Annotated in this window: 1 protein-coding gene; it reads right to left on the reverse strand. The window is 55.7% G+C overall.

Translation table 11 applies throughout. The features are described 5' to 3' along the window. Positions 1-289: 289 nt before the first annotated feature. Positions 290-1,324: an IS110 family transposase gene (locus INT19_RS09095; protein ID WP_193060515.1), complete on the reverse strand. Its 1,035-nt coding sequence runs from the start codon at positions 1,322-1,324 to the stop codon at positions 290-292. Between the last annotated feature and the right edge of the window lie 97 nt (positions 1,325-1,421).

Consider the following 1,421-nt stretch of genomic DNA (forward strand, 5'->3'; position numbering starts at 1 on the left):
TGTAGCGCGTATATGGACTCCTCCTCGTCTGCAAGCACAAAAGGTCATAGCGGCACAGTCGACTGCTAGCGTATATCCGGTCTCGTAAAGGATGCCTAACGTGGACATCGGACCTTAATGGGCTATTCGCACGTCGGGTACCCTCAGCGTAAACGAGCTTTCTTGCTCTACGCGCTACACGGTATGGCCCGACGTCGGTTCGACCTGTTCGCCATCTCTCTTGTGGTGGTGCAGTCGGGGCGGTAGGAACACCGGTTAAAGGTTCAACATTGATGGTCGCGTCACCTGTTTAAGCGGCGGCGGCCAACTCAGGGTTATACGGCACCTCGTAACGTGTGACGGCCCACGCCATACGCGCTGTCTTATTGGCGAGTGCCACGATCGCCACGTTGCGATGTTTGCGCACGGCAAGGTGCTTGATCCACTGGCTGAGTCCGTCGTCTTTTTTCACCGAATAACGAAGGACGGCGCGGGCGCCATGTACCAGCAGCTTGCGTAAGTAACTATTGCCACGTTTACTGATCCCCAACAGGCGCTCTCTTCCGCCCGTGCTATGTTGACGCGGGGTCAGTCCTAATGAGGCGGCAAAGTCGCGTCCTCGCTTGTATATAGTACCGTCACCCAGTACACCTGATAAGGCACTGGCGGTGATGGGGCCAATGCCGCGGAGGGTCATCAAGCGCTTGGCAACCGGGTCGGTGTTGGCATGTGTTTCAATGGCGGACGTTAACTGCGCAACGCGCTCGTCTAAATAACGTAAGTCATCCGCTAAGTCGGCCAATAGGCGGCGAAAGCGGTCACTGAGCCCGTTGGTGGCATCCTCTAGCCAAAGAGGCAGCGCCCGCCGTAACTGCTGAATACCAGTGGGGGCAATAAACCCATACTCACCGACGAGGCCACGGATTTGATTGGCCTTCGCTGTGCGCTGGCTAATCAGCTCTTCACGGATCCGGTGGGTGGCTTGACTGTCCTGTTGATCAACGGTTTTTACGGCCACGAAGCGCATCGTTGGACGGCCTAATGCTTCACAAATCGCTTCAGCATCTGCCCGATCATTTTTATTCGTTTTAACGTAAGGTTTCACGAATTGGGCCGCTATGAGCTTCACATGGTAGCCACGCGCTTGAAGTTCGCGCGCCCAATAATGCGCCGATGCACATGCCTCCATGCCGATGGTGGCGCCTTGAGGAACGCGTCGACAGACAGCCTCCAGCCACTTGGCCCGGGTATATTTACCTCGCCATTGAGGCTTCTCATGCCGGTCAACGCCATGTACGTGAAAGACAGACTTTGCGATATCCACACCAACTCGGCTAATGTTCATATGGGCTTCTCCTGACTCTCAAGCTGATAGTTTTCCAACCACCTACCAGTATGGCGCACTGACGCCGGAGTAGGGTGAGGAGGAGTCCATCCCATTG

The organism is Halomonas sp. 3A7M (assembly GCF_014897875.1).
Taxonomy (GTDB): Bacteria; Pseudomonadota; Gammaproteobacteria; order Pseudomonadales; family Halomonadaceae; genus Vreelandella.